The organism is Streptomyces spinoverrucosus (genome assembly GCF_015712165.1).
GTDB classification, from domain to species: Bacteria; Actinomycetota; Actinomycetes; order Streptomycetales; family Streptomycetaceae; genus Streptomyces; species Streptomyces spinoverrucosus_A.
Genome location: NZ_JADPZX010000001.1, coordinates 4,428,068 through 4,446,160 on the forward strand (window position 1 = coordinate 4,428,068; position 18,093 = coordinate 4,446,160).

22 protein-coding genes and 1 tRNA gene are annotated in these 18,093 nt (G+C 70.5%); 11 read left to right on the forward strand and 12 right to left on the reverse strand.

What is annotated here, in order from left to right; genetic code table 11:
* Positions 1–39 precede the first annotated feature (39 nt).
* Positions 40–2,556 carry an MFS transporter gene (locus I2W78_RS19950; RefSeq protein WP_196461646.1) on the reverse strand — a complete coding sequence of 839 codons (2,517 nt, stop codon included), beginning with the start codon at positions 2,554–2,556 and terminating at the stop codon, positions 40–42.
* A gap of 47 nt (positions 2,557–2,603) precedes the next feature.
* Positions 2,604–3,053, reverse strand: coding sequence for a MarR family winged helix-turn-helix transcriptional regulator (locus tag I2W78_RS19955; RefSeq protein WP_196461647.1), 450 nt, complete (start codon positions 3,051–3,053; stop codon positions 2,604–2,606).
* Between the two features lie 193 nt (positions 3,054–3,246).
* Between I2W78_RS19955 and I2W78_RS19960 the strand changes: the two genes are divergently transcribed.
* A complete protein-coding gene (locus I2W78_RS19960; protein ID WP_196461648.1) occupies positions 3,247–3,450 on the forward strand; it encodes a hypothetical protein in 204 nt (67 codons plus the stop codon).
* Between the two features lie 21 nt (positions 3,451–3,471).
* Here I2W78_RS19960 and I2W78_RS19965 read toward each other — a convergent pair whose 3' ends face one another.
* The 5 genes from I2W78_RS19965 to I2W78_RS19985 form a co-directional block, all read right to left on the reverse strand.
* Entirely contained in the window at positions 3,472–4,200 is a 729-nt protein-coding gene (locus I2W78_RS19965; protein WP_196461649.1) for a hypothetical protein, read from the reverse strand.
* Between the two features lie 39 nt (positions 4,201–4,239).
* Positions 4,240–5,154, reverse strand: a complete 915-nt coding sequence (locus I2W78_RS19970) for an RNA polymerase sigma factor SigF (protein WP_196461650.1) — start codon at positions 5,152–5,154, stop codon at positions 4,240–4,242.
* 346 nt (positions 5,155–5,500) lie between these two features.
* Positions 5,501–6,394 (reverse strand): RNA polymerase sigma factor SigF, encoded by an 894-nt coding sequence (locus I2W78_RS19975; RefSeq protein ID WP_196461651.1) that lies wholly within the window; start codon positions 6,392–6,394, stop codon positions 5,501–5,503.
* 147 nt (positions 6,395–6,541) lie between these two features.
* On the reverse strand, positions 6,542–6,835 hold the full coding sequence (locus tag I2W78_RS19980; RefSeq protein ID WP_196461652.1) for a Dabb family protein: 294 nt from the start codon (positions 6,833–6,835) through the stop codon (positions 6,542–6,544).
* Positions 6,832–7,011, reverse strand: a complete 180-nt coding sequence (locus tag I2W78_RS19985) for a hypothetical protein (RefSeq protein ID WP_196461653.1) — start codon at positions 7,009–7,011, stop codon at positions 6,832–6,834. Before I2W78_RS19985 ends, I2W78_RS19980 begins: the two co-directional genes overlap by 4 nt.
* Positions 7,012–7,169: 158 nt before the next feature.
* Between I2W78_RS19985 and I2W78_RS19990 the strand changes: the two genes are divergently transcribed.
* The 4 genes from I2W78_RS19990 (at position 7,170) to I2W78_RS41170 (ending at position 9,161) form a co-directional block, all read left to right on the forward strand.
* Complete coding sequence (locus tag I2W78_RS19990; RefSeq protein ID WP_196461654.1) at positions 7,170–7,763, forward strand: HhH-GPD-type base excision DNA repair protein; 594 nt, start codon at positions 7,170–7,172, stop codon at positions 7,761–7,763.
* A 67-nt stretch (positions 7,764–7,830) separates the two neighbouring features.
* The gene (locus I2W78_RS19995) at positions 7,831–8,508 is read left to right on the forward strand and encodes an HdeD family acid-resistance protein (RefSeq protein WP_196461655.1); all 678 of its coding nucleotides are present in this window, start codon (positions 7,831–7,833) and stop codon (positions 8,506–8,508) included.
* A gap of 142 nt (positions 8,509–8,650) precedes the next feature.
* Positions 8,651–8,980, forward strand: coding sequence for a hypothetical protein (locus tag I2W78_RS20000; protein ID WP_307783719.1), 330 nt, complete (start codon positions 8,651–8,653; stop codon positions 8,978–8,980).
* A 55-nt stretch (positions 8,981–9,035) separates the two neighbouring features.
* Positions 9,036–9,161, forward strand: a complete 126-nt coding sequence (locus tag I2W78_RS41170) for a hypothetical protein (RefSeq protein WP_269066567.1) — start codon at positions 9,036–9,038, stop codon at positions 9,159–9,161.
* A 19-nt stretch (positions 9,162–9,180) separates the two neighbouring features.
* Here I2W78_RS41170 and I2W78_RS20005 read toward each other — a convergent pair whose 3' ends face one another.
* Positions 9,181–10,752, reverse strand: a complete 1,572-nt coding sequence (locus I2W78_RS20005; protein WP_196461656.1) for a helicase HerA-like domain-containing protein — start codon at positions 10,750–10,752, stop codon at positions 9,181–9,183.
* 104 nt (positions 10,753–10,856) lie between these two features.
* Between I2W78_RS20005 and I2W78_RS20010 the strand changes: the two genes are divergently transcribed.
* Together I2W78_RS20010 and I2W78_RS20015 are read left to right on the forward strand one after the other, a co-directional pair.
* The gene (locus I2W78_RS20010; RefSeq protein ID WP_003991361.1) at positions 10,857–11,153 is read left to right on the forward strand and encodes a type II toxin-antitoxin system VapB family antitoxin; all 297 of its coding nucleotides are present in this window, start codon (positions 10,857–10,859) and stop codon (positions 11,151–11,153) included.
* A gap of 148 nt (positions 11,154–11,301) precedes the next feature.
* Complete coding sequence (locus I2W78_RS20015) at positions 11,302–11,916, forward strand: LytR C-terminal domain-containing protein (protein WP_196461657.1); 615 nt, start codon at positions 11,302–11,304, stop codon at positions 11,914–11,916.
* 128 nt (positions 11,917–12,044) lie between these two features.
* On the opposite strand, the gene upp is transcribed toward I2W78_RS20015, so the two are convergent.
* Positions 12,045–12,680 carry a uracil phosphoribosyltransferase gene (gene upp, locus I2W78_RS20020; RefSeq protein ID WP_196461658.1) on the reverse strand — a complete coding sequence of 212 codons (636 nt, stop codon included), beginning with the start codon at positions 12,678–12,680 and terminating at the stop codon, positions 12,045–12,047.
* A gap of 96 nt (positions 12,681–12,776) precedes the next feature.
* Between upp and I2W78_RS20025 the strand changes: the two genes are divergently transcribed.
* The 4 genes from I2W78_RS20025 to I2W78_RS20040 all read left to right on the forward strand — a co-directional run bounded on the left by I2W78_RS20025 (position 12,777) and on the right by I2W78_RS20040 (position 14,495).
* Positions 12,777–12,980: a hypothetical protein gene (locus tag I2W78_RS20025; protein ID WP_196461659.1), complete on the forward strand. Its 204-nt coding sequence runs from the start codon at positions 12,777–12,779 to the stop codon at positions 12,978–12,980.
* Positions 12,981–13,283: 303 nt separating this feature from the next.
* The gene (locus tag I2W78_RS20030) at positions 13,284–13,820 is read left to right on the forward strand and encodes a tRNA adenosine deaminase-associated protein (protein ID WP_196464639.1); all 537 of its coding nucleotides are present in this window, start codon (positions 13,284–13,286) and stop codon (positions 13,818–13,820) included.
* A gap of 56 nt (positions 13,821–13,876) precedes the next feature.
* A complete protein-coding gene (tadA, locus tag I2W78_RS20035; protein WP_230886393.1) occupies positions 13,877–14,308 on the forward strand; it encodes a tRNA adenosine(34) deaminase TadA in 432 nt (143 codons plus the stop codon).
* A 102-nt stretch (positions 14,309–14,410) separates the two neighbouring features.
* A tRNA-Ser gene (locus tag I2W78_RS20040) sits at positions 14,411–14,495 on the forward strand.
* 65 nt (positions 14,496–14,560) lie between these two features.
* Here the strand turns inward: I2W78_RS20040 and I2W78_RS20045 are convergent.
* From I2W78_RS20045 to I2W78_RS20055, 3 genes are all read right to left on the reverse strand, one after another.
* The gene (locus I2W78_RS20045; RefSeq protein ID WP_196461661.1) at positions 14,561–15,838 is read right to left on the reverse strand and encodes a tyrosine-type recombinase/integrase; all 1,278 of its coding nucleotides are present in this window, start codon (positions 15,836–15,838) and stop codon (positions 14,561–14,563) included.
* Between the two features lie 86 nt (positions 15,839–15,924).
* Positions 15,925–16,158 (reverse strand): helix-turn-helix domain-containing protein, encoded by a 234-nt coding sequence (locus I2W78_RS20050; RefSeq protein WP_196461662.1) that lies wholly within the window; start codon positions 16,156–16,158, stop codon positions 15,925–15,927.
* A gap of 456 nt (positions 16,159–16,614) precedes the next feature.
* Positions 16,615–18,093, reverse strand: coding sequence for an ATP-binding protein (locus tag I2W78_RS20055; RefSeq protein ID WP_196461663.1), 1,479 nt, complete (start codon positions 18,091–18,093; stop codon positions 16,615–16,617).

The following is an 18,093-nucleotide window of genomic DNA, read 5'->3' on the forward strand; positions in this document are numbered from 1 at the left end:
GGGGCACCCGCCACGGGCCGGAGCTGTTTCTCTCGTGAACTACTCGCCGGGGTGGGCGAGTTCGATGTCGTGGGCGTCGACGCCGGTACCCGTGACGGTCAGCGCGGTCGCCACCGGCGGGTAGCCGGTCGCGATCACCGTGTACTCGCCGCCGTCCAGGTCGGTGAAGGCGTACGCCCCGTCCATCCCGGTCGTCGCGGTGCCGACGACGTTGCCGGCGGCGTCGACCAGCGTCACGCGCGCGTCGGCCAGCGGCCCGTGCGGCGCCCGTACGACGCCCTGCACCTGGGCCCCGGCGTCCAGGTCGACCTCGACCCGGGTGACGCCGGTGCCGCCCACCTCGACGGGCAGCGCGCGCGGCCGGAACCCGGCGGCGTTCACGGCGACGGTCACCGGCCCGGGCACCAGCTCGGCGAAGCCGAACTCGCCCTGCTCACCGGTGGTCTGGCTGGCCAGCAGGTCGCCGCGCACATCGGTCACGATCACCATCGCGTCCTTCACCGGCAGCGCGCTCCCGGCGGCCCGCACCACACCGGTCAGCCCGCTGGTGCCGCTGAGCAGGATGTCGTACGCCACCGGCTCACCGTTCACCACGACGGTGGACGCCTGTGGCTGGAAGCCGTCGGCGGAGGCGATCAGGACGTACGAGCCCGTGCCCGGCGCGTCCACCGCGTAGGAGCCGTCGGCCTGCGCGACGGAGCGGCCGAGCTGACGGCCCGCGAGGGAGATCAGCGTGACGGCGGCCTGCGGGACCGGCGCGTTCTCGGCGCCGCGGACGTAACCGCGGACCGGGATGCCGCCGGAGACCGGGGACTCGGTGGCCACGGCGACCGCGGCGGCCGGCCGCCGCGTGCCGTCGGGGCCTGCCTCGGTGTCCGCGACGACCGCCCGGCTCGGGACGAACTCCTCGGCCGGGGCGGCGGCCTGGGCCGGGGCCTGATCGGCGGCGGCCTGCGCCAGCGCGCCCTTGGTCTTCAGCGGGACCTCCTTGATGAACAGCGAGCACAGCAGCGCGAGCAGCGCGACCGGCGCGGCGTAGAGGAAGACGTCCGCGATGCCGTGGCCGTACGCGCTCTCCATCAGGGTGCGGATCGGGCCGGGCAGGGCGTCCATGTCGGGGATGCTGCCGCTGGAGTCCGAACCGGCCAGCGCGGCGGCCGACTGCGGGTCGAGGGCGGACGCGCCCTCCTCGACGTACTGCTTGATCCGGTGCGTCAGCACCGCGCCCAGGGCGGAGACGCCGACGGCGCCGCCGAGGGAGCGGAAGAAGTTGACGACCGAGCTCGCGGCGCCCAGGTCGCTCGGGGCCACCTGGTTCTGCGTGGCGAGGACCAGGTTCTGCATCATCATGCCGACGCCGAGGCCGAGCAGCGCCATGTAGACCGCGACGTGCCAGTACTCGGTGTCGTACCGGATGGTGCCGAGCAGGCCGAGCCCGCCGGTCACCAGCACACCGCCGGCCAGCAGCCACGCCTTCCAGCGTCCGGTGCGGGTGATGACCTGGCCGGAGACGGTGGACGAGATGAACAGACCGCCGATCAGCGGGATGGTCAGGACGCCGGACATGGTCGGCGACTTGTCCCGGGCCAGCTGGAAGTACTGGCTGAAGAAGATGGTGCCGGCGAACATCGCGATACCGACGAACAGCGAGGCGAGCGACGCCAGCGTGATGGTGCGGTTGCGGAACAGCCGCAGCGGGATGATCGGCTCGCTCGCCCTGGTCTCGATCAGCAGGAAGATCAGGAGCAGCGCGACGGTGCCGCCGACCATGGCGTACGTCTGCCAGGACACCCAGTCGTACTTGTCACCGGCGAAGGTCACCCAGACCAGCAGCAGGCAGACCGCGGCGGTGATGAAGAAGGCGCCGGCCCAGTCGACCTTGACCCGCCGCTTGACGACCGGCAGGTGCAGGGTGCGCTGGAGCACGATCAGGGCTATGACGGCGAAGGGGACGCCGACGTAGAAGCACCAGCGCCAGCCGAGCCAGTCGGTGTCGGTGATGACCCCGCCGATCAGCGGGCCGCCGACCATCGCGGTCGCGAACGTCGCGCCGAGGTAGCCGTTGTAGCGGCCGCGCTCGCGCGGGGAGATCATCGCGGCGAGGATGATCTGGGCCAGCGAGGACAGCCCGCCCATGCCGATGCCCTGGACCGCGCGGAAGGTGATCAGCATCGTCGGGTTCTGCGACAGACCGGCCGCAGCCGAGCCCAGCACGAAGATCACCAGCGCCAGCTGGATGAGCAGCTTCTTGGAGAAGAGGTCCGCGAGCTTGCCCCACAGCGGGGTGGACGCGGTCATCGCCAGCAGCGACGCGGTGACCACCCAGGTGTAGGCGCTCTGGCCGCCGCCGAGGTCCTTGATGATGTCGGGCAGGGCGTTGGAGACGATCGTCGAGGACAGGATCGCCACGAACATGCCGAGCAGCAGCCCGGTGAGCGCCTCCATGATCTGCCGGTGGGTCATCGGGGCGCCCGAGCCGTGCGAGCCGTGGCCGCCGTGGGCGCCTCCCCCGTGCTTGGCGTGGGCCCGCACACCGGCTGGTGTGGATGTTGCCATGGGCTTCCTTTTCTCTTACGTGTTTGCGGGTGTACGGGTGCAGTCGGCTACGTGTTCGCGGGTGTACGGGTGCAGTCGTCGAAGCTCGCCCGGAGCCGCGTCATCAGCTGGATGAGCTGACCGACCTCGTCGTCGGTCCAGTCGCTCAGCCGCCCGGCGAGCAGGTGGGTGGTCCGCCGGGACAGCTCGTCGAGCTGGTCCCGGCCGCTGGGGGTCAGGCGGAGGATGCGGGAGCGCTTGTCCGCCGGGTCGGGGGAGCGCTCGATCCAGCCCCGCTCGGCGACGTGCGCGACGTGGCGGCTGGTCACCGACATGTCCACGCTGAGCAGCTCGGCGAGCCTGCTCATGCGCATGTCGCCGTGGCGGCCGAGCAGCGTGAGGACGGCGGCGGCACCGCCGGGGCACTCGGCCGGCAGGATCCGCCCCATCTCCCGTTTGACGGCGCCGAAGGCGCTGAACTGACGCGCCAGTTCCTCGTACTGCGCCCGCTCTGCCATGACCTCTCCCGGTTCAGTTGCTTAGAGCAACCATAGAAAAGTTGGTTGCCACAGGCAAACTAAATCAGGGGTTCAGCCATAAAAACTTGGCAAAGGCAAGTATTGCGAGCGTAAACGTGCAGGTCGGGGCCCATGGGACGACCGCACGCCCCCCACTTGGGCGCCCCCGGCGTTTTCGCTAGGGTCTCGGGCCATGGCTAACAACCAGGGTCCCCAGGGCAACCACGACCCCGCAGGCAGCACTCAGATGTTCCGTGCGTTCGTCGACGAGGGCCCCCAGGGCCCCCGGAATCGGCAGCAGGCGGCCGCTCCGGCGGGTCCGCGGATCGGGCTGATCGTCGGCATCGTGGCGGCCGTCGCCATCGTCGCCGCGGTTGCCTGGCTCGCGCTGAAGTAGTGCCGAAGCGGTAGCGGCCTCTCAGGCCCACTCGACCGAGACGTCCCGCGTCTCGATGTGCATACCGAGCGGCACCCGCCAGGACTCGACGCACACCGTCCAGGTCCTCTCGGTGCGCGCGGCGGCCTCGATCGGTACCGGGAGGTCCTCGGCCGACTCGATCGTCCCCCAGTCGATGCCGAGCGCGCCGATGACGTGCGTGCCGAAGGTGACCGTGCCCGAACGCACCGCGGTTCCGCCGGTGTTGTGGAAGGCGACGGTCACCTTCTCGCACCAGCGCTTGTCGGTGGGCTCCCGCACGGGTGCGCCCACGGACAGCTCGGCGGGTCCGGCTGGAGCCGTGGGAGTGGGGGAGGGACTTGGGGCCGGCGGAGGCGCCTCCGGGTGACCGGGACTCCCCCCGTCCGCCGACGGCGTGCGGCTGCTGGTGCCACTCGTGAAGGCGGGAGCGCTGCTCCTGCCCGGTGCGGGCTCCGGATCCCGGCTTGCCGGCGCTGAACTCGGCGTGTCCTGCGGCGTGTTGTCCGCGCCGGGCGTTGTCCCGGGTCCGTCGAGCGGCACCAGCCGTACACCCTCCGTCGGTGCCGCCGCCGTACGCCCGGACGGGCCGCCGCCCGCGCCGACGGCCACGTACCCGTCGCCGGCGCCGCCTCCTGAGTACCCCGCCAGTGCCGCACCGGCGCAGACGACGGCCGCCGACACGCCGATCACAGCGCGGCGGCGGCCACGGGTCCAACTCCTGGGAAGCATCGCGCCAGTGTGGCTGACGCTGCGTCAGGAAGGAAGCCCTCAGTCGGAGATGAGGCCCTCGCGGAGCTGGGCCAGCGTGCGGGTCAGGAGGCGGGAGACGTGCATCTGCGAGATGCCGACCTCCTCGCCGATCTGCGACTGGGTCATGTTGGCGAAGAAGCGGAGCATGATGATCCGGCGCTCGCGGGGCGGGAGCTTGGCCAGCAGCGGCTTGAGCGACTCGCGGTACTCGACGCCCTCCAGCGCGCTGTCCTCGTAGCCGAGGCGGTCGGCCAGGGAGCCCTCGCCGCCGTCGTCCTCGGGGGCCGGGGAGTCCAGCGAGGAGGCCGTGTAGGCGTTGCCCACCGCGAGGCCGTCGACGACGTCCTCCTCGGACACGCCGAGCACGGTGGCGAGTTCGGTGACCGTCGGGGAGCGGTCCAGCTTCTGGGACAGCTCGTCGCTCGCCTTGGTCAGGGCCAGGCGCAACTCCTGGAGGCGGCGCGGCACCCGCACCGACCACGAGGTGTCGCGGAAGAACCGCTTGATCTCGCCGACGACCGTCGGCATCGCGAACGTCGGGAACTCCACCCCGCGTTCGCAGTCGAAGCGGTCGATCGCCTTGATCAGGCCGATCGTGCCGACCTGGACGATGTCCTCCATCGGCTCGTTGCGGGAGCGGAAGCGGGCCGCCGCGTAGCGCACGAGGGGGAGGTTGAGCTCGATCAGGGTGTCCCGGACGTACGCCCGCTCCGGGCTGTCCTCGTCCAGCGCGGCGAGCCGGAGGAAGAGGGAGCGGGACAAGGTGCGGGTGTCGATGGCCTCCGAGGAGGCCGGGAGGGCCGGGGTCGGCGCGGCCGCCAGGGCCGAGACGTCATCGATGGGGTCGAGCGCGTCGTGCGCGTCGAGCGCCTCGGGCGCTGTCTCGCTCTTGGTGAGCGTGAGCACCTTCGAGCTGCCCTGTTCTGCGGACATGCCACCCCCTTTGGGTCGCGGGACGGTCGCGGCGGGCGCTCCTCGTGAGGAGCGCAGCCTTCACCTGAATACCGGCGCCGGGGCACCGGCAAACGCGCTTCCGGCAGAATGTCACATGTCGGCAACACGCTGTAGTGACATGTCGACATGCGAGATGCGAATACGCCCTGGAAGAAGGGGGTCTGACGGCATTTCGGGTCCCGTCCGTCGGCAAAGTGCCTGGTGAACGATTCGCTCTCGACGGTGATACGTCGATCCCGCTTTCGGTTGTGCGCCGGTTCCATTCGCGGGTGCGTCGGTGATCCCGTCGGCGGTTGCGCCGGACGGGGTCTATCGGTTACGCGTTTTACGCGTCGATGCGGTTCGCCGAACGCAGGCGCTGGAAGCTGCGCGCGAGCAGCCGGGAGACGTGCATCTGGGAGACGCCGAGTTCCGCGCTGATCTGTGACTGCGTCAGATTGCTGTAGTAGCGCAGCAGCAGGATGCGCTGCTCGCGTTCGGGGAGCTGGACGAGGAGATGCCGTACGAGGTCGCGGTGCTCCACGCCGTCCAGGGCCGGGTCCTCGTAGCCGAGCCGGTCGAGCAGTCCGGGCAGTCCGTCGCCCTCCTGGGCCGCCTCCAGCGAGGTGGCGTGGTACGAGCGCCCCGCCTCGATGCAGGACAGCACCTCCTCCTCGGTGATGCGCAGCCGCTCGGCGATCTCGGCGGTGGACGGGGAGCGCCCGAAGGCGGTGGTGAGGTCCTCGGTGGCGCTGTTCACCTGCACCCACAGCTCGTGCAGCCGGCGCGGTACGTGGACCGTGCGGACGTTGTCCCGGAAGTACCGCTTGATCTCGCCGACGACGGTCGGCATCGCGAAGGTCGGGAACTGCACGCCCCGGTCCGGGTCGAAGCGGTCGATGGCGTTGATGAGGCCGATGGTGCCGACCTGGACGACGTCCTCCATGGGCTCGTTGCGGGAGCGGAACCGGGCGGCCGCGTAGCGCACCAGCGGGAGGTTGGCCTCGATCAGCGCCCCGCGCACCCGGGTGTGCTCCGGCGTGCCCGGCTCCAGCGTCTTGAGCTGGGCGAACAGCACCTGGGTGAGCGCCCTGGTGTCGGCGCCCCGGCTGCTGCGCTGTGGCGCGGGTTCGGGGGCCGGGTCGGCGGCGGGGGCGGGTGTTTCCGGAGGAGGTGTCTCCTGGGGCGGGGCTTGAGGCGCAGTACTGGCCGGCACGGTCAACTCCACCTCGTGATCCATCAACTCATCCGTCAAAAGCGGTCATAGCATCACAAGACATGTGCACTGTGTGCAAGCACCGCATAACGCCGTGTTGAGGGAGAGTTGGGGTATAAGACGCGAAACGGCCCCGCACCGGAACAGTGCGGGGCCGGGCCTGCCCTGGGCTCAGAACTCGTAGTCGGCGATCACCCAGGTGGCGAACTCCCGCCACAGCGTGACGCCCGCCTGGTGCTCCGGATGCTCGACGTACCGGCGCAGGGCGTCCTGGTCGTCGAACGACGAGTTGATGGCGAAGTCGTACGCGATGGGGCGGTCGCTGAAGTTCCAGCCCAGTTCCCAGGAGCGAATCTCCGGGATCTTCCCGTCGAGGGCGCGGAAGCGCTCCACGCCCTCGACCACGCGGGGGTCGTCGCGTTCGACGCCCTCGTTCAGCTTGAACAGGACCAGGTGACGGATCATGACTTTCCTCCGTTGGCGACCCAGGTCATGAAGTCGCCGATGGCCTTGGCGGCGTCCGATATGCCCTCGAACCCTATCTGGACGTACTCCGCGGCCTTCTCGGGGTCAGTGATGATCAGGTAGAGCACGAAGACCACGAGTACGTAGACGGCGATCTTCTTGGAATTCACCGCCACCGCGGCCTCCCCTTGCGCCTGCTGTGCCTGTTGGAACGCCTGTTTGCCGGCCGTGAGTGTAGCTTCAGGTCGTATTTGACGACCAACGGCGCGCTGAACGAACCGTGCGGGCCCCGCACGGGGAGGCGGCGCGGTGGCCGACGCGGGATCATCGGTCCATGGACGTCACCCTTCACCTCGCACAGGACCCCGAGGCCGACGAGCTGCTCGGGCGGTCCCCGCTCGCCGCGCTGGTCGGGATGCTGCTGGACCAGCAGATCCCGATGGAGTGGGCGTTCAAGGGACCCTCGACCATCGCCAACCGGATGGGCACCGACGACCTCGACGCGCACGAGATCGCCGCGTACGACCCGGAGGCGTTCGCGGCGCTGCTCTCCGACAAACCGGCCGTGCACCGCTACCCGGGGTCGATGGCCCAGCGGATCCAGCAGCTGTGCCAGTACCTCGTCGAGCACTACGACGGTGACGCGAGCGCCGTCTGGCAGGGCGTCGGCGACGGGCGGGAACTGCTCAAGCGGCTCCAGGAACTGCCCGGGTTCGGCAAGCAGAAGGCACAGATCTTCCTCGCGCTGCTCGGCAAACAGCTCGGCGTGACCCCCGAGGGGTGGCGGGAGGCCGCCGGCGACTACGGCGCGCCCAAGTCGTTCCGGTCCGTCGCCGACATCACCGGGCCCGAGTCGCTGGCCAAGGTGCGGGCGCACAAGCAGGAGATGAAGGCGGCGGCGAAGGCGGCCAAGGCCGCGAAGAAGTAGCGCCCGGCGTCAGCCGACTGGACCGCTCCGGCGTGCGGGAGGCTCGGTCGCGTTCCCAGCATGGAGCATGACCGAGCCACCGAGCGGGTCCCCCCGAGGACCGGAGTTCGACGACCGGCGCGTCCACGCCACCCGTGACCCGCACGCGCCGAGGCCGCCGCACGAGGGTCCCGAACCGCCCTTCGAGGGACCGCTGCACATGCTGTCCCGGGCGGCCTGGCAGGCCGTCCTGGCCACCGGCGTCGCGTCCCTGATCCTGGGCGTCCTGGTCCTCGTCTGGCCCGGCGCCTCGCTGCTCGCCGCCGCCGTCCTCTTCGGTGTCTACCTCCTCGTCAGCGGCGTCCTCCAGCTCGTCTCCGCCTTCGGCACCCACAAGACGACCTCCCTGCGCGTGCTGGCGTTCGTCAGCGGCGCCCTGTCGATCCTGCTGGGGCTGTTCTGCTTCCGCGGGGCCATGCAGTCGATCCTGCTGCTCGCGCTCTGGATCGGGATCGGCTGGCTGTTCCGCGGCATCACGCAGACGCTGGCCGCCGCCTCCGACCCGGCGATGCCGGCGCGCGGCTGGCAGATCGTCCTCGGCGCGGTCACGTTCCTCGCCGGGATCGTCCTGATCGCCTCGCCGTTCGAGTCGGTCGCCGTCCTCACGGTGGTCGGCGGGTGCTGGCTGGTCGCGGTGGGCCTGGTCGAGATCGTCACAGCACTGCGCATCCGGGTCCGCGCCCGCCAGGTCCCACGCGAGGTGTGATCGCCATGACCGTGTCTCCCTGCGCGTCGCCGAGTCCGCCCGGCATATCCGGCACGTCGCCGCGGCTCACCGCTACGCCGAGCGGGCGGTTTACGGCAGCCGTGCGACGGACGCCGTACGCCTGCCGGGGAGATGACCTGCTGTGAGCACGCCCCCGCAGTCCCGCCGCGCCGTGCGCCGCCGCACCTGGCCACGGATGCTCGCGCTGCTGCTCGCGCTGCTCCTGCCGATGGCGCACGCGGAGGCGGCGGCGGTGCCCGTCGCCGCCGTGGCGGGAGAGGTCGCCGAGGCCGATGTGCTCGACACGGCCCTGCGGCCGCCGGCGCGGGGCACGCACCGGCCCGTGGTGCCGCAGCGTCCGGCACCACCGGCAGCGCCGCCCGTGCGGACCACGCAGGTCCGCTCACCACAGGCGCCGACCGGGCCGCCGTATCCACTGCGGACCCTGCGCTCGGTGGTCCTGCGCTGCTGACAGACCTGCCCTCCCCCCACCCAGGTCAGTCGGTACTACGCAAGGAGGCACAGCCATGCCCTCGGATCCGTACGCCGTTCTGCGCGCCCTGGTACGCGCGGAGGCCATGCGTAACGCGCCCAAGACAGAACTGAAGGAAACCAAACAGCCGCAGCGGCCGCCGAAGAAGCGGGGCCGCTGAGCCGTCGGCGGAGGCGGGTCTACCGCCTCCGCCGCGCCGTGCCGAAGATCGAACGGGTGATCTCCCGCCCGATCTGGGTGCCGATGGAACGCGCCAGGGATTTGAACACGCCGCTGCCGACGACCTGCTCCACGACCGACTCCCTCGGCCGCTCGGGCGCCGGCGCGGGCTTCGCGGCGGGCCTCTCGGCGGCCCGCTGTTCCAGCTTCTCGTACGCCGACTCCCGGTCCACCGCCTGCGCGTACCGGCCGAAGAGCGGCGAGGACGTCACCGCCCGGTCCAGGGCGGCCGGTTCGATCGGGCCCATCAGGGACTCCGGGGCGCGCAGCCGGGTCGCGGCGACCGGGGTCGGGGCGCCCTTCTCGCTGAGCACCGTCACCACCGCCTCACCGGTGCCGAGTTCGGTGAGGAGCTCCTCGAGGTCGTAGGCGGAGTCCGGGAAGGTCCTGACGGTCGCCTTGAGGGCCTTCTGGTCGTCGGGAGTGAAGGCGCGCAGGGCGTGCTGGACGCGGTTGCCGAGCTGGGCGAGGACGTCGCCGGGCACGTCCTTGGGGGTCTGGGTGACGAAGAAGACGCCGACCCCTTTCGAGCGAATCAGCCGCACGGTCCGGGTGATCGAGTCCAGGAACGCCTTCGACGCGTCGTTGAAGAGCAGATGCGCCTCGTCGAAGAAGAAGACCAGCTTGGGCTTGTCGATATCGCCGACCTCGGGGAGGTCGTGGAAGAGGTCCGCGAGCAGCCACATCAGGAACGTCGAGAAAAGCTGCGGCCTGTCCTGTACGGCGGGCAGCTCCAGGACCGACACCAGACCCCGCCCGTCCTCAGCCGTGCGCAGGAACTCCGCCGTGTCGAACTCCGGCTCCCCGAAGAAGGAGCCCATCCCCTGCGCCTCGAAGGCGGTCAGCGAACGCAGGATCACCCCCGCGGTGGCGGAGGACAGCCCGCCGACGGCCTTCAGCTCGGCCCTGCCCTCGTCGGAGGTGAGGAAGGCGACGACCGCGCGCAGGTCCTTGAGGTCGATCAGTTCCAGGCCCTTGGTGTCGGCGTAGTGGAAGATCAGGCCGAGGGACTGCTCCTGGGTCTGGTTGAGCTGGAGGACCTTGGCGAGCAGGACCGGGCCGAAGCTGGTGACGGTGGCGCGCAGCGGGATGCCGTGGCCGATGCCGCCGAGGGCGTAGAACTGGGCCGGGAAGCCGTTCGCCGTCCACCGCTGGTGCACCTCGGCGGCGCGGGAGCGGATCTTGTCGTTGGGTCGGCCCGGTGCCGAGATGCCCGACACATCGCCCTTGATGTCGGCGAGGAAGACGGGCACGCCCTGCGCGGACAGCTGCTCGGCGATCAGCTGGAGCGTCTTCGTCTTTCCGGTGCCGGTGGCGCCCGCGACCAGCCCGTGCCGGTTGAGCATCGGAAGCGGGATGCGGACCTGGGCGTCGGGCAGGCACCGGCCGTCCCACAGCAGGGCGCCCAGATCCAGCGCCGGCCCGGTGAACTGGTACCCGGCGGCGATCTTCAGGGCCTCCTGCGGGAGGGCGTGAGCACTGCCGGGCGCGTCGGGGTTGGCGGCCGCGGGCACGGTCTCGCTGTCACTCATGTCAGGCCCCTATTCCGTTTCGCCCGGGTTTACGGCATCTTTTCCAGCGTTGCACTCCCTCTCCATGGCTGCGCCCGGAACGTCTTGACCGGTAGGCTTTCCGTGTGATCTTCAAGCGCATCGGAAACGGCCGGCCGTACCCCGACCACGGCCGGGACAGCACCCGGCAGTGGGCGGACGTCGCGCCGCGCCCGGTCCGCCTCGATCAGCTCGTGACGACCAAACAGCAGCTCGACCTGGAGACCCTCCTCGCCGAGGACTCCACGTTCTACGGCGACCTCTTCGCGCACGTCGTGAAGTGGCAGGGCGACCTGTATCTGGAGGACGGCCTGCACCGCGCGGTGCGGGCGGCGCTCCAGCAGCGCCAGGTGCTCCACGCGCGCGTCCTCGAGCTGGACTGACCCACCCCGCGCGGGCTCTCGGAACGGCACCGGCCGGCCATGGCTTGGCCCTTTCGGGTTCTCCTGAGCGGCGTCTGATGATCATCTAGTAGGCATCGCCGCCCAGGCGCACTACGCTGCGCTCATGAGCATGCTGACTCCCCCCGGCATGGGCGGCCAGTACCGGATCACGGGGGACAAGTACCCGCGGATGCGTCCACCCCGTCGGCGCGGCAGGCTCGTACTCATCGTCACCGCGTCGGTCGTCGTGATCGGCGTTCTCAGCTGGGGCACTCTGCAACTCGTCGACGTCTTCACCGGCGGCCGTGAGGCCTCGGCGGCCGGGACCAAGGCGGACTGCGCCACCAAGGTGAGCCCCTCGCCCAGCGCGGCCGTGGCCGTGCCGCGGCCGGGGGCCGTCACCGTCAACGTGCTCAACGCCACGACCCGTAGCGGGCTGGCCAAGAAGACCGCCGACGAGCTGAAAAAACGTGGCTTCAGGATCGGCGAGGTGGGCAACGCGCCGAAGCAGTGGGACAAGAAGGTGAAGGGCACGGGGTTGTTGATCGGGCCCGTCTCCGCTGTGAACACCTCGCTGCCGGTGCTTGGCACGCAGTTGCCTGCGGCCGGGCGCAGCACGGATGCGGCCCGTAAGGGGCAGGCGGTCGATCTCATCATCGGCGATGGCTTCAAGGAGCTTGCGGAGAAGCCGGTTGCCGACCGGGCGCTGGCCGAGTTGGCCGCGCCTCGGCCGGCGGCGAGTGGGGTGAAGGCGGGGTGCTGAGCGCCGTCTCGCCGTAGGGGGATCCGTTGTGGGGCGGCTGCGGGTGCGTTGTGGCTGGTCGCGCCCACGCGGCGGAGCCGCATATCGACAGAGCCCCGCGCCCCTTAAGGGGCGCTTTCAGGTTGCCGCTACTCCGCCGCGCCGTACATGCGGTCCCCTGCGTCGCCCAGGCCCGGGACGATGTAGCCGTGGTTGTTGAGGTGGTCGTCGACCGAGGCCGTTACGACTGTCACCGGGGTGCCCGCCAGCTCGCGTTCCATCAGTTCGACGCCTTCGGGGGCGGCCAGCAGGACCACGGCCGTCACGTCGTCGGCGCCGCGCTTGATCAGCTCCTGGATCGCCGCGACCAGGGTGCCGCCGGTGGCCAGCATCGGGTCCAGGACGTACACCTGCCGACCGGAGAGGTCCTCCGGCATGCGGGTGGCGTACGTGGAGGCCTGGAGCGTCTCCTCGTTGCGGATCATGCCCAGGAAGCCCACCTCGGCGGTCGGCAGCAGCCGGACCATGCCGTCCAGCATGCCGAGACCCGCCCGCAGGATCGGCACGACCAGCGGGCGCGGGTGGGAGAGCTTGACGCCGGTGGTGGTGGCGACCGGGGTGGTGATGTCGACCTGTTCGGTGCGCACGTCCCGCGTGGCCTCGTAGGCGAGCAGGGTGACCAGTTCGTCGGCGAGCCGGCGGAAGGTCGGGGAGTCGGTGCGCTGGTCGCGCAGCGTGGTGAGCTTGTGGGCGACCAGGGGGTGGTCGACGACGTGGAGACGCATGGGCACAACAGTAACCGCGCTTCGGTGCCTGCACTCCCTGGCGTCAAACCGGCCATCCGGGGGAAGGTGAGAGGGACGGATAGGGGTGGTGTGCCTATGCCCGACCTGCCAGAGCTGCCCGACCAGGCGTCCCGGGCCGACGCGAGCGCGCAGCAGACCGACGCCGAGCGGAGGCGGCGCCGGGCGCAGTTTCTGCGGGAACTCGCCGAAGCCCGGGAACTGCGTGACCGCGTCCAGCCGCGCCGTGCCAAGACCGCCCGGCTGCGACACGCGATGCGCATGCGAACGTTCCGCTGGTAGTTCCCGTGGCCCGCGCCGGGGCGGGAAGAACCGCGCTTCCCGCGGTCGTTGTGGGGGTGGGCGTGCGTGGCGTCGGCCGAAAGCCGCGTACGATCCGCTGGTGGCGGCAACGAGTGTGCTGGTGAGTCGTTCGCGGACATGCGATCAAAACAGCCGGACACAGCGGGCCGAAGACGTCCCCTGAACGCCTTGTTTCTGCCACGATTCCGAGTGGGCGGGGCTCGGAGCCCGAGCTCTCCCCGCCCGCAACCTCCGCCGGGGGGACCCCCAACCGGCACGCCTATGACCAGTGGGAGAGTCACGGTGTACTTCGCCGCACTGCTCGCGCGCACCGAAGACGGGTGGGAAGCGAGCGACACAGAGCTCGACGACGTGGAAACCCTGTCGGATCTGGCCGACCTGGCCCGGGAAGCCTCTCCCGACGAGGACACGGTGCTCGTCCTGATCGAGCAGGAGGACGCCTGGTTCGGCGTCGTCCGCATCGACGGCGAGGACGACCCTCGTATCTACGTCTCGGACGCCGCCGCGGCTGCCCGCAGCAGCTACGGCGAGATCCTGCTCACCGACGAACTGCTCGGCCGCGAGCCGGCCGACGACGCCACCGACCTGGACGCCCTCGACCTGGACGGCACCGAGGACGGTGAGCCCGAGAACGACGCCGACGACGGAGAGGAGGACGGCGGCTCCGCCGAGGCCGTTCCGCACGGCCCGGTCGGCGACACCGGCATCCTCGACGACCTCGGCGTCAGCGAGAAGGAACTGCTGTCGCTGACGGAGGACGCGCTCACCGAGATCGCCGAGTCCCTGGGCGCCTCGGAGACGCTGGAGACCGTCCGCTGACCCCGTCCGACCCGAGTACGGTCCCGGACCCGGTGCGCGACCCCTGGCGGGCCGCGATGCGGCTCGCCCTGGACGAGGCCGGGCGGGCGGTCCGGGGCGGAGACGTCCCCGTCGGCGCGGTCGTCCTCGCCGCCGACGGCACGACCGTGCTCGCCGCCGGACACAACGAACGCGAGGCCACCGGCGACCCGACCGCGCACGCCGAGGTCCTCGCCATCCGGCGGGCGGCTTCCGAACTGGGCGAATGGCGGCTGACCGGCTGCACGCTGGTCGTGACCCTGGAACCCTGCACGATGTGCGCGGGCGCGATCGTGCAGTCCCGGGTGGACCGGGTCGTCTACGGCGCCCGCGACGACAAGGCCGGCGCGGCCGGCTCCCTCTGGGACGTCATACGCGACCGGCGCCTCAACCATCGCCCCGAGGTGATCGAGGGCGTGCTCGCCGAGGAGTGCGCGGGGCTGCTCACCGACTTCTTCCGGGCCCGCTGAGAGCCCACTGAGAGCCCGCTGACGGCCGCTGCCGCCCCGGCCCCCGGGGACCGGCGGAAACGGATTTCGGAGCACGCACCACCTTGCTGTAAGGTCTCCCTCGGTAGCGTGTCCGAGCGGCCGAAGGAGCTCGCCTCGAAAGCGAGTGTGGCGCAAGTCACCGAGGGTTCAAATCCCTCCGCTACCGCAGGTAGAAGGGGCGCCCTGTCTTACTCACAGGGCGCCCCTTCGCTTTCCGTCTCAGTTTCCGTCTCAGTTGGCCGGTACGAGGACCCCGGCGGCCCCGTCGTCGCCCTCGTCGGGCCGCTCCTGGTCCGGCCTCCAGATCAGCCCGTCAACCTGTCGCGCAACATCGCTGCGGACCGAGTCCACCATGTGCTGATACCGAGCGGCCATGGCCGTGGTGGACCACCCCATGAGCCCCATGACGGCACGCTCGGAGACTCCCAGGATCAGCAGGACCGTGGCGGCCGTGTGCCGAGCGTCGTGCAGCCGACCGTCCCTGACCTTGGCGTCGGTCAACAGCTCCTTCCAGTCGTCGTAGTCCGTTCGGGGCGGGGTGCCGCGTCCGTCCGGGGTGGCGAAGAGCCAACCATGATCCGTCCACTTGTCGCCGGCCGCCGCCCGTTCGGCTTCCTGCTTCACCCGATGAGCCCTGAGCAGGTCCACAAGCTGTGCAGGCAGACCAACCGCACGGCGGCCCGCGCGTGACTTGGTGTCGGCCGTCTCCGGGTTGGTGCGCTGCCTCTGCGGGCAGTACCCGGCTTTCCTGCCGCATGTGTCGCCACACCCGTGGGCGTAGCGCGGTCGGCGACGACTCCGACGAACCATCAGCACGCCGCGTTCCAAATCCACATCGGTCCACTTCAGGCCCAACGCCTCGCCCTGTCGCAGTCCCAGGGCAAGAGCCACGGCCCAGCGCGCAGAGTTTCGGCGGCCGTCAGCGGCTCGCAGCAGTCGCTTGACCTCGTCAACGGTGTACGGCTCGATCTCCTCCTCGCTGAGGCGAGGGGCCTTGGCGAGCTGCACCGGGTTGCGGGTCAGGTGGCCACGCCGGACAGCTTCGTTCAAGGCGGTGCGGAAGGTGCGGTGAATCTGATGGATCGTTCCCGCTCGCCGGCCGTCCGCCTGCATGGCGCCGTAGAAACGCTCGATGTGCTCCGGGCGGAGCTTGTCCAGGCGGTGCGCCCCGAGGGCGGGGATCAGGTGCTTCCGCACGGCGACGCCGTACCCAACCATCGTGTTCTCGTTAACGGCGAGTGGTGCGATCGTGTCCACCCAGTGGGTCAGCCACGTCTCGACGGTCCAGGCCCGGCCCGCCTTTCGGACCGTGCCGCCATCGCGTTGTTTCTCCAGTTCCCTCACGGCGGCGGTCACTTCGGCCCGGGTCTTGCGTTCGACGTGGCGTCGGTCGGGACGGCCGTCGTCGCGGATGCCGACGGTGACGCGGCCGTGCCACTTGCCGTCACTGCCCTGGTAGATGGAGCTTCGGCCGTTGGGCTGTCGGGTGCGCTTCTTGTCTTCCGCCACGGGCGGGACTCCTTGGGGTTGAGGCGAATACGAACGACCGGAGCGCCGCCCCGTGGCGGGGTGGCGCTCCGGTGGTGAGGGATGGGTCAGGCGGCGCGCTGTTCGGCGCGGCGGCGGGCGAGGTAGGCGGCCGGCTCGTCGGCGGGGACGCGGCGGAGTCCGCCGATCAGCAGGGATTCCAGCTCTCCGCTGCGAATGAGGGCGAAGCAGGTGGTACGGCCGATGCGGAGGCAGCGGGCGGCCTCTTCGACGGTCAGGAGGACGGGGGCCGGACCGTTGGCTTTGGCGAGCCGGGTGGTTTCCAGGTCGGTGACGCTCATGTGGGCACTCCTGTGGGCAGTCCTCGGGGGCTGGTGCTGGGTGCGTGTGTGTCCTAGGTGCGGATTTCTGCGTCACCTGCGTCATCTGCGTCATTCGCTGCTCTGGCCTGCGATTTCGCGGTGACGCAGAACGGTGGGGGTGCGTCACCGGTGACACAGACCTGCGTCATCGGGTGACGCAGGTGACGCGGGGTGACGCAGGAATCGGCCGTCTGCGTCACCCGCCTTTCGGCAGGTCACCGACCGTTTTCGGGGCCCGGGTGACGCAGGTGACGCAGCGCCTTCCTACTTAGGACAAAGAGGGGGTGGTGTCTGTTGTGGTGCGCGGCTCAGAGAGTGAAAGAAGGAGCCGCTTCGCGGCGCGTCCCTCGCAGGGCGGCGCCGCCGCCGAACAGCAAGAGGAGCACCCGGGCGCCGGTGCTCCTCTTGCTTGTGAGCGGTCGTGGTGCCGTGCGGTCAGAAGGCCGCTTCCTGCTCAGACGCTGGCGGCGCGGCGGACGGCCGCGCGATCTCGATGTAGCGGGAGGCGTTGGTGCGCCCCCAGTCGATGAGGACGCCCCGGGCCGCGAGGGTGGGCTGAAGCCGCTTGAGGCGGTCAGAGAGCACCTTGCCCGTGGTCGGCCACCCTTTCGGCAGGGGGCGAAAGTCCTCGCCGGTGTAGAGGCCGGTGAGGCAGTGCAGCCATTCGGCGGACGTCATCCGCTGCTCGGTGCCGGGTTCCGTGCCGGCGGCGTGCTTGAGCACCGTCTGTGCCAACAGGTCGCCCTCGATGACGTCGTCGTTGAGGTCGTCCAGGCTGGCCCGGTAGGCGGCGAGAGCTCCCAGACCGGTGGCCGCGTCAAGCTGCGCACACAGGTGCGCGAAGTCCGCCATCCGCAGGTCGGTCGGAATGTCCGCCTCCGCCGCCCGCACCTGCACAGCGAGATCCAGGAGCGAGCCGAGGATGACGGGCAGTACTTCTGCGAAGTCGGACCACAGTTCCGCCTCGGTGCGCCGCACCCGGGGGCGTTCCAGGCGCAGGGGCAGGAGCCGTTCGGCGAGGTCGGGCCGGATCACGCCGACGTCGATGCCGGTCAGGAGTAGGGGGCGGCGGTAGCCGATGCGGAAGACGTCCCCGTCGGTGAACAGCGCGCGCTTGACGTTCTCCGCGCCGGTCACGATGCAGCACATCGCATCCGACAGCTCAGGGGTCATGTGGGAGAGGTTGTCCAGGGCGGTGACCCAGCCGGCCGCCACCGCCGTGATCAGGTTCTCCTCGTCCTTGGGGGCCCGGCGCAGGTCCCCGGTCATGCCCTCGATGATCCGCACGAGCATCCGGCCGCCGGTGGACTTGCCGGCGCCCTGCGGTCCGGTGAGGAACGGGGCCGGGACGGGCACGGTCGGCCCAAGACAGCCGATGAGCCACGCGATGGCCAGACACTCCGTTTCGGCGGTGGCGAAGTTGCAGAGCCGCATCAGCAGATCGATGCCCTTGCCGTCGGTGTCCTTGACCGGCAACGGCAACTCACCCGTGAGCTGAGTACGGCGCCAGCACACCTCGCGCGGGTCCGGGGTACGGATGTCCCAGCCGGTGGGGTGGATACGCACGGACTGCCCGTCGTCGCGCCCGAGGTCCAGCCAGGTGGCCCCATCGAATCCGGGGGCGACGCGGATGTGGACCGGCTGCACGTCCTCGGTCAGCGCCAACGCTTCGATCAAGTCCAGCGCCTCCTTCATCGCGGTGCCGTTGAACACGCCGATGCCGTCCCTGAACAGTCCCACCATGAGTTCCTGCCGGTGGCTACCCGTCGTGCCCTGCGAGCGGATCGGACGGGCCACGGGGTGGCCGTTGCGCTGCGCGTACACGGTCCCGTCGGCGGTGCGGAAGTACCGGAAGTGCGCCTGCGCGTAGTCGGTGATGATCTCGCGTGCCGGGGTCTTCTCGTCGTCGGACAT

What these genes read in the sequence shown, in the direction of transcription:
- I2W78_RS19950 (WP_196461646.1), bottom strand. Translation starts at nt 2,556, where the DNA reads ATGGCAACATCCACACCAGCCGGTGTGCGGGCCCACGCCAAGCACGGG.
- I2W78_RS19955 (WP_196461647.1), bottom strand. Translation starts at nt 3,053, where the DNA reads ATGGCAGAGCGGGCGCAGTACGAGGAACTGGCGCGTCAGTTCAGCGCC.
- I2W78_RS19960 (WP_196461648.1), top strand. Translation starts at nt 3,247, where the DNA reads ATGGCTAACAACCAGGGTCCCCAGGGCAACCACGACCCCGCAGGCAGC.
- I2W78_RS19965 (WP_196461649.1), bottom strand. Translation starts at nt 4,200, where the DNA reads ATGCTTCCCAGGAGTTGGACCCGTGGCCGCCGCCGCGCTGTGATCGGC.
- I2W78_RS19970 (WP_196461650.1), bottom strand. Translation starts at nt 5,154, where the DNA reads ATGTCCGCAGAACAGGGCAGCTCGAAGGTGCTCACGCTCACCAAGAGC.
- I2W78_RS19975 (WP_196461651.1), bottom strand. Translation starts at nt 6,394, where the DNA reads ATGGATCACGAGGTGGAGTTGACCGTGCCGGCCAGTACTGCGCCTCAA.
- I2W78_RS19980 (WP_196461652.1), bottom strand. Translation starts at nt 6,835, where the DNA reads ATGATCCGTCACCTGGTCCTGTTCAAGCTGAACGAGGGCGTCGAACGC.
- I2W78_RS19990 (WP_196461654.1), top strand. Translation starts at nt 7,170, where the DNA reads ATGGACGTCACCCTTCACCTCGCACAGGACCCCGAGGCCGACGAGCTG.
- I2W78_RS19995 (WP_196461655.1), top strand. Translation starts at nt 7,831, where the DNA reads ATGACCGAGCCACCGAGCGGGTCCCCCCGAGGACCGGAGTTCGACGAC.
- I2W78_RS41170 (WP_269066567.1), top strand. Translation starts at nt 9,036, where the DNA reads ATGCCCTCGGATCCGTACGCCGTTCTGCGCGCCCTGGTACGCGCGGAG.
- I2W78_RS20005 (WP_196461656.1), bottom strand. Translation starts at nt 10,752, where the DNA reads ATGAGTGACAGCGAGACCGTGCCCGCGGCCGCCAACCCCGACGCGCCC.
- I2W78_RS20015 (WP_196461657.1), top strand. Translation starts at nt 11,302, where the DNA reads ATGGGCGGCCAGTACCGGATCACGGGGGACAAGTACCCGCGGATGCGT.
- upp (WP_196461658.1), bottom strand. Translation starts at nt 12,680, where the DNA reads ATGCGTCTCCACGTCGTCGACCACCCCCTGGTCGCCCACAAGCTCACC.
- I2W78_RS20025 (WP_196461659.1), top strand. Translation starts at nt 12,777, where the DNA reads ATGCCCGACCTGCCAGAGCTGCCCGACCAGGCGTCCCGGGCCGACGCG.
- tadA (WP_230886393.1), top strand. Translation starts at nt 13,877, where the DNA reads ATGCGGCTCGCCCTGGACGAGGCCGGGCGGGCGGTCCGGGGCGGAGAC.
- I2W78_RS20050 (WP_196461662.1), bottom strand. Translation starts at nt 16,158, where the DNA reads ATGAGCGTCACCGACCTGGAAACCACCCGGCTCGCCAAAGCCAACGGT.
- I2W78_RS20055 (WP_196461663.1), bottom strand. Translation starts at nt 18,093, where the DNA reads ATGTCCGACGACGAGAAGACCCCGGCACGCGAGATCATCACCGACTAC.